The sequence below is a fragment of the Phormidium sp. CCY1219 genome (assembly GCF_035615515.1).
Lineage (GTDB): Bacteria > Cyanobacteriota > Cyanobacteriia > Cyanobacteriales > Laspinemataceae > CCY1219.
The window spans coordinates 1-7,261 of the sequence record NZ_JAJENT010000166.1; the positions used below are offsets into that span (position 1 = coordinate 1).

The 7,261-nt window shown below is 49.7% G+C and carries 6 protein-coding genes and 1 pseudogene; 5 read left to right on the forward strand and 2 right to left on the reverse strand.

The genetic code is table 11. From position 1 onward, the window contains the following. From LKK83_RS00925 to recR, 3 genes and pseudogenes are all read left to right on the forward strand, one after another. Positions 1-1,099 (forward strand): annotated as a pseudogene (locus tag LKK83_RS00925) (hypothetical protein); the annotation flags it as partial. Positions 1,100-1,362: 263 nt separating this feature from the next. Next, a complete protein-coding gene (locus tag LKK83_RS00930; protein WP_324628847.1) occupies positions 1,363-3,150 on the forward strand; it encodes a glycosyl hydrolase family 28-related protein in 1,788 nt (595 codons plus the stop codon). A 100-nt stretch (positions 3,151-3,250) separates the two neighbouring features. Then, complete coding sequence (recR, locus tag LKK83_RS00935; RefSeq protein WP_324628853.1) at positions 3,251-3,820, forward strand: recombination mediator RecR; 570 nt, start codon at positions 3,251-3,253, stop codon at positions 3,818-3,820. Here the strand turns inward: recR and LKK83_RS00940 are convergent. After that, a complete protein-coding gene (locus tag LKK83_RS00940; protein ID WP_324628849.1) occupies positions 3,794-3,979 on the reverse strand; it encodes a hypothetical protein in 186 nt (61 codons plus the stop codon). The two genes, recR and LKK83_RS00940, sit on opposite strands and share 27 nt — an antisense overlap. 23 nt (positions 3,980-4,002) lie before the next feature. Here LKK83_RS00940 and LKK83_RS00945 point away from each other — a divergent pair, with 23 nt between their 5' ends. Both LKK83_RS00945 and LKK83_RS00950 read left to right on the forward strand, forming a co-directional pair. Beyond that, the gene (locus LKK83_RS00945) at positions 4,003-5,610 is read left to right on the forward strand and encodes a hypothetical protein (RefSeq protein WP_324628850.1); all 1,608 of its coding nucleotides are present in this window, start codon (positions 4,003-4,005) and stop codon (positions 5,608-5,610) included. Positions 5,611-5,769: 159 nt separating this feature from the next. Further along, positions 5,770-6,615, forward strand: coding sequence for a hypothetical protein (locus tag LKK83_RS00950; RefSeq protein ID WP_324628851.1), 846 nt, complete (start codon positions 5,770-5,772; stop codon positions 6,613-6,615). Between the two features lie 157 nt (positions 6,616-6,772). On the opposite strand, the gene LKK83_RS00955 is transcribed toward LKK83_RS00950, so the two are convergent. Continuing rightward, on the reverse strand, positions 6,773-7,261 hold a 489-nt coding region (locus LKK83_RS00955; protein WP_324628852.1), incomplete at its 5' end, for a hypothetical protein.

Genomic DNA, 7,261 nt, shown 5'->3' on the forward strand with positions numbered 1-7,261 from the left:
TATCGATAATTCCGACAATTCTGGCAATATCGATAATTCCGACAATTCTGGGGATATCGATAATTCCGACAATTCTGACAATATCGATAATTCGGACAATTCTGGCAATATCGATAATTCCGATCGCCCGGAATTAATCTCTGCACCTCCGATCGCGCCATACAGTCCCTCTAATGCTTTTAATCCCGGGAACGATAACAATGCACAAAATCCGCAAACAATAAATTCGGTTTGCCTGCCGCCGATGCCAGCACCACCTCTGGTTTATTTTAACAATGCCAGCAATTTTCCCACCAATTCTGCCGATGATTTCATCTTGGGGAGAAATGACAATGATGCGATCGCCGGATTGGATGGACATGATACATTGCAGGGAATGGGCGGTGACGATATCATTACCGGGGGCAACGGTAGCGAAACCGAAGAGAATCCCTTCAGCGATCGCGATGCAATTTATGGCAACTGGGGGCGGGATTTCCTCCAGGGAAATCAAGGTGAGGATATTATCTTTGCCGGTCAAGATGACGATATCGCCTATGGGGGAAAAGACAATGACGAAATCTGGGGAGATTTGGGCAACGATATCTTAATGGGAGATTTGGGCAGCGATCGCCTGTATGGCGGAACCCAAAATCCTGCCATTCCCGATACGGAAGGGCGCGATATGCTTTATGGTGGAACTGGAGATGATTTCCTGAATGGCAACCAGGGGAACGACTCTCTGGCGGGCGGTTCGGGTAAGGATACCCTCCACGGGGGCAAAGATGACGATCGCCTTTATGGCGACGCCGGCGAAGATATACTGTTTGGCGATCGCGGTAACGATAGTCTCTGTGGTGGCGCGGGAGATGATACGATGTGGGGCGGAATGGGCGGCGATCGCTTTGCTATCGGAACCACTCTGGGCCGCGATCTCATTCTCGACTTTGAACCCGGTATCGATGCGATCGCCCTGACAGGTGGTTTAACCTTTGCCGATCTCACCCTTTCGGCGGGCAACAACGCCACCTTGATTCGTTTCGATACCCAAATTCTCGCCATTCTGGACAATCTGCCACCCACCGCGATCGCCTCCACGGATTTTATTATCGCAAATTGACACAGCAGAAACAGAGAATTGAGCATTTTCGCACCTTTTCTCTGTTTCTGGTTCGAGAGAAATAGACTACAGCGGATCCGCCTTCGGATCCTGGGTCGAGACCCGTTTTGTCAAATTGTCAATCTGTTATTTCAGTAGTAAGTTATAACCCACGCCACTGTTCGGATTGTTGCGTCAGTTGCTAAACTAAGAGAAGAATCTAAAGCGCGATCGCGCTTTGGTTTATTGTCTGTTATCACCTTTAACATTCTTCAACGTTTTTTATGATAAAACACATCAAACGCTTAAATCCGCAGTGGCGAAAATTTTGGCAATTTGTCTGTTTAGCGGGGTTAACCCTCAGCTTGATTGTGGGAATTTCGGCCATTACCCACTACAGTACCCAGCTTAGCACAGAATCGGCGTCAGTGGAACCGATAGCCAGAGAAAATTTGCCCAGTGAATCCACAATTTCTGCCGAGGGTGGGGCAACCAATACGCCAGAGGCGGAGGAATCAGGGGAAAGGGAGACATTTATCGGGTGGGGAAAATCCAATGCCAATTGTGGCAGCGATCGCGGCGGACCGACAGACAATGCGATCGCCGCCGCCTATGGAAACGACGCCTATCCCTGGACGAACAAAATCAAATGGGACTGCGTTTATAATATCAAAGACTTCAGCGCTGCCACAATGGTCGCACAATTCAATGCCGCGCGAGATGCCGCAGCAAAAAGCGGAGGAGTGGTGTATTTTCCAGCAGGAACGTATAACTTTGAGGACAGCATCGAATTAAAAAATGGGGTAGTGATTCGCGGGGAAAACCCGGAAGTTAGGGATGCGAAATCCAGAGAGTATCGTCCGCCGACGCAATTGGTTTTTCCCAAATACGAACCGAAACTATCCGGAGATGGAACGCCGAACGATACTGCATTTAAAACCATTTCTACCCAATCGGTGAATGAGGATAGTAATATTGGGTTAATCAACGTAGATGTTAATCGGGCGGCGATTAATTTTGTGAATAATAAAGACAATGCCACGAATGAGAATATCGTGGTATTTGGAGTTCGCAGCAACAACGTGGCGCGCCCCGATAAAGGGGTACCCGATCGCTCATTTCAAGAAGGGTGGATGCGCTATAGCGATCGCTTTGCCAGCAACATCAAAGTTCACGCCCATGCGAATGTTTTAGTCGCCAATAATCGCGTCAACGATAACATTACCGACAACTACAACCAACCGGGATATAAAGTCAAAACCATCGACGGCGATGCGGTGGTCACTTATGCCGAAGGGAACAAAGTACCCTTTCACTACGGCAATCACTATGGAATCGTGGTGAATCGTTCCAAAGCGGGCGGGTTTAAACCCAACGCCGACCCAGACAGCGAACCGAGGCTGTTTCGCAAGGGAATCGTCATTCGAGACAACTGGGTATATCACACAATGAGAGTGGCAATTATGGGAGCCGGCGACGGTTTGACTATACAAAGTAACCTCGTCAAGGACGAATCCGGGAAACAGTGGTGGACCCATCCCACCGGACTGAAACAGCCGCGCGGGGCCGTGACCCTAGAAAACCGGGCGATCGATTGGTCTGGATGGAACGTTCGCATCGAAGACAACACCTATGAAGTGTATCGGCATCGCGTGATGGATACCGGCTATTTAAGCGTAGATGGCGAAGGAATTTTGATTCAGGAATGTTGCGGCGGTACCAAAATCAATGGGGCGACAATCCGCAACAACCAGGGAAATTCCTACATCGGACTTTACAAAGTTCCTTCGATGAAAAACGTAGAAATTAGCGAAAATCGCTTGGGAAATAGTATCAGCGATACCTCATTAATTTACGTCAATGCCGACACCAACAATCGGAAAAGTTCGATGGAAAATGTGATAATTAAAAACAATACCGTGGAGGGCGCAATTTTCGCGCAAGCCAGCGCCGGGGGAAGCGGAAACGCGATCGAAAACAACCGAGGAAATAATAGCGGATCCATCAAATCTTCTTGTCACGTCAGGGTTAGTGGCAATAGCGGATTTAAGAGCGAACCCTGTTTGGAGTGACAACCCCGACGATTTAGGTCCAGAAATTGGTAAAATAAACCAAACGCTCTAGTAATTCCTAGCAAGGAGGCTTACCGTTTATACTCGTCCTCTCGCTCGTCTGATAGAGCAACTGCAACGCTTGCCTGGAGTTGGGCCAAAAACGGCACAACGACTGGCTTTGCATATTCTAAAACGACCCGATCGCGAGGTAGAGGCACTAGCCAAAGCCTTACTCGAAGCCAAACAACAGGTGGGTTTGTGCAAAGAGTGCTTTCACCTGAGTGCAGACCCCATCTGCGAGATCTGTCGCGCCCCCAACCGCGACAAAGATTTAATCTGCGTGGTTTCCGACTCTCGCGACGTCATTGCTTTGGAAAAAACCCGGGAGTATCGCGGCGTTTATCATGTATTGGGAGGGACGATTTCCCCGATGGATGGCATCGGACCGGAACAACTTTCCATCCAACCCTTGGTGCGGCGCGTCACCCAGCAAAAAACCAAAGAAGTGATTATCGCCATTAGTCCCAGTGTGGAAGGAGAAACCACCACCCTTTACGTGGGACAACTGCTCAAACCCTTTACGCGAGTGACGCGGATCGCGTTTGGTTTACCAATGGGGGGCGATTTAGAATATGCCGATGAAGTCACCTTAGCACGAGCGCTAGAAGGGCGGCGAGAGTTGGAATAGTGCGTGCAGCACTTCAGCAGACCCCCACCATTCCGGGTGAGGATGGGTCACTGTCGAAGATCTTACGGCAAAATTGCTGCACCAATCAGATATTTCCAATCTCGTCAGTTCCGATCGCGGCGATCGCGCCTGGAGCTTGACCGCCCAGATTTTCAGCATAGAAACTCTCAGGTTAATCCGCCATGACTCATTCTATCCTCCCAGGGACTATCGGGAAATTTTTCCTCGGCCAATTTTCGCCGTGGACAGATGCTTCTGTACTGCTTCCCCCTTACCTTATCGGTTTTGTCCTCGGTCTGATTCTTCTTACCGTGATTACGATCGTTCTGCGGTTTTCCGTTTATCAGCGGTTGATTTCCTTAGCCTCGCGAGTCCGGAGTCTGATTCATCAAGACACCCGCATCAAAAAACCCAGACTCGTTGAAGAAATCGAAATTCGCTGTCAGGAATCCAGTCCAAACTTAGAGCGCATCAATACAGCAGCGCTCATCGACCAAGTTTATAGCAAGCATCTGTTGAAAACCGAACAACTTGATTATTTTTGTCGCTTTTTGCCGAATTTATTGCTCGCCCTCGGACTGTTGGGTACCTTTTTAGGCATTACTATCAACCTCAGCGAACTCAGCAGTACCATTAACGAATTTGGGGGAGTGGGAAATATTAACGACTTAGTAGCCCAAGTTCAAAGACCCCTGCAAGGCATGGGGGTCGCCTTTATTAGTAGTTTGACAGCGGTAGCGGCGAGTGCCATATTGACCGTGGTCAATTTATTGCGGAATACCAGCATCGCCAAATATCAACTCGTCAGCGCTTTAGAAGATTATATCGATAATGTTTATGGGCCGGGACTTGGAAAGCGATCGCCCCTGGATAAAGCAGTAGACCGCCTGGAAAACTTCTTGGTAGAATTTACCGGCAAATTTTCCACGTCGATGAAAGATGCCGTTTCCTCCTCTTTAGGCGAAACCATTCACGAAATTAACGAAGGAAACCGCCAAGCGAATCACCTCGCTACCCAGGTTTATAACCGCTTGATGGAATCCACCAGCGCCATTATGTCCGGCGCAACCATGTTCCGCGAATCGGCGCAAGTCTTCGAACGCAGTCAGTTTGCCAATAAACTGTCGAGTTCTACGGAAAATTTAGCCAGTACCCACCGCGATTTGGCCCGGTCCGCCTCCGTATTGAATCAATCCACCCAAGGATTGCAAGTCGCGATCGCTACCTTGCAAAGTACCAGCCAAGAAATTATCAACCTCGGCGAAGAAGTGGGCCGCGTGAATAAAAATTCCGCCCAAGTGCTAAAATTAACCCAGACCAATCAACAAAGCTTTAGCGAAGTGATTGGCGAAATGCAGCAAAGCGCCCAGATTTTCCATTCCGTTCTCAAAACCCTCGATACCCTGCAAAAGCGGTTAGCCGGAAGAACAGACCGCTTTATCGAAATGCATTCCGAACTCTCGCAGTTGGTAGATACCCTGAAACTTTTTACCGAAGAAATGAGACTCGGAATGCAAAAATTAGGCGATCGCCTGGTAGCTTCCATGCACGAACAAGGTAGCGCCAATCATTCTCAAGGACAAGTCGCCAGCCGCATTTCCAAAATCGGCCAAGACTTGAATACCGTTCAATCACAACTCAATCAAATTGTCAATAACCTAGAGCCAGAAAAATCCTCGGGAAATCAAACCACTCAGGTCAGTACCCCCCCGTCCCCAAAATCCCCCCCCAACCCCTTTAATCGGAATTTGGTAAACTGGGAAGAAGAAGATACAGACCAAGAATCCTAAATCCGCTTTCCCTGGGTAGGATAAACCAGCAATGCAACCGAGATGTTGATGCAACCCCCTGTTAGACAGACGCCTCAGATCCGGCGTCTCTCCCCACCGTTTCCACCGGACAATCCATCCCCTAATCCAGACTAAGGTGATTCGTTAAGAGGAAGGTTAATGTTAAAAACGCGATCGCGCCGTCACGAAATGCCAGAAGATTTCGATGTCTGGCCCGCCTTTACGGACTTAATGTCCAATGCTTTTATGATTCTCAGCTTTCTGCTGCTGCTGGCGATTATTAAACCCCTAGTTTCTATCTCCAGTTTGCGCGAAACTGAAGCCACATTGCGGCAACAACTCCTCGGACTCCAAACCGATTTACAACGCGAACAACAACGCGCCACCTCCGCCCAAGCTCAACTCAATGCCTTATCCCAACAAACCCAAGTTTTAGCCCAACAAAACCGCACCTTATCGCAACAAAATCAAACCCTGGAACAGCAATTAGAACAGGAAATTGCCACCCCGAAAGCACCGCCAATTATCGTGATTCGCGATACCGGGGTTTATCGCTTTGAATCCGGAAGTGCCTCCGTTCCCCAGGGATTGGAAACCTACGTCCGTACTCAGTTAGTGCCGCAAATTGAGGCCAATGCCAAACAATATAACATCGATGTGGTCGAGGTCATCGGACACACCGACGGGCAACCCAATAACGTCGGCGACAGTAATCTAGACCGCAATTTAGAAAAAGTCGCCACTGGGAACACACAAGTCAATCAATTAGTCCCCGGTTCTAATGCCGATTTGGGATTGATGCGCGCCCTGGCGGTCGTGCAAATTTTGCAAGGGATTCAACGCACCGAAGGGCGCTTGCAAGGATTGGAATTTCGTCCCTATTCCGCTGCGCAATTGGTCTCTCCCACCGGCGGTTTCGCTGATGTCAATCGCAATCCCGACGAACGCCGTCGCCGCATTGAAATTCGCTTTACCCGCTTGGGTCAAGTCACTCGCGTGGAATAGCGCGCCCTCCTCTCCACCGCAATAGTTCTGGCGGTGGCAATTTTGCACAAAGTATAAACCAGAGAAAGCCCGTTTCAGCGGGCTTTTCGTGCTTTTTTATTTTTAGTGAGATTCAGCCGCAGGCGGCGATTTCCCGCATGTGATATACAGAAAATCCTCAAGTCTCCGCAGGCGACTCCTCCTCATCCTCCGACACCGATTCCTCGTCCGATGGGGCGCTTTCGCGGTTGGCGTCCGTGGTGCCTTCTAACGCTTCTGCCCCCTCTCCCGTGGGCGGGACAACCTCCATCGATTCCATTCCATCCACTGGGAGTGGCTGACTCTGCCCTTCCGTCCCCTCCTCTAACGGTTGAGACTGACTCCCTGCAGGCACTTCACCATCCATCAACGGTTCCTCATCACTGGGTTGCGATTCCACATCGGGTAATTGTAATGGACTATCGCCTCTGGGTGTAGTATCCAACGGTTGCTCGTCACTCGGTTGCGATTCCACTTGCTCATCGCCGCGCGGTGTAGTATCCAACGGTTGCTCGTCACTCGGTTGCGATTCCACTTGCTCATCGCCTGTGGGTGTCCCATCCAACGGTTCCTCATCACTGGGTTGCGATTCCACATCGGGTAATTCTAATTGCTCATCCCTGGGCGG

Bases quoted from the DNA above. Each gene is read 5' to 3' on its own strand.
- LKK83_RS00930 (WP_324628847.1), top strand. From the start codon at position 1,363: ATGATAAAACACATCAAACGCTTAAATCCGCAGTGGCGAAAATTTTGG.
- LKK83_RS00940 (WP_324628849.1), bottom strand. From the start codon at position 3,979: ATGCTGAAAATCTGGGCGGTCAAGCTCCAGGCGCGATCGCCGCGATCG.
- LKK83_RS00950 (WP_324628851.1), top strand. From the start codon at position 5,770: ATGTTAAAAACGCGATCGCGCCGTCACGAAATGCCAGAAGATTTCGAT.
- LKK83_RS00945 (WP_324628850.1), top strand. From the start codon at position 4,003: ATGACTCATTCTATCCTCCCAGGGACTATCGGGAAATTTTTCCTCGGC.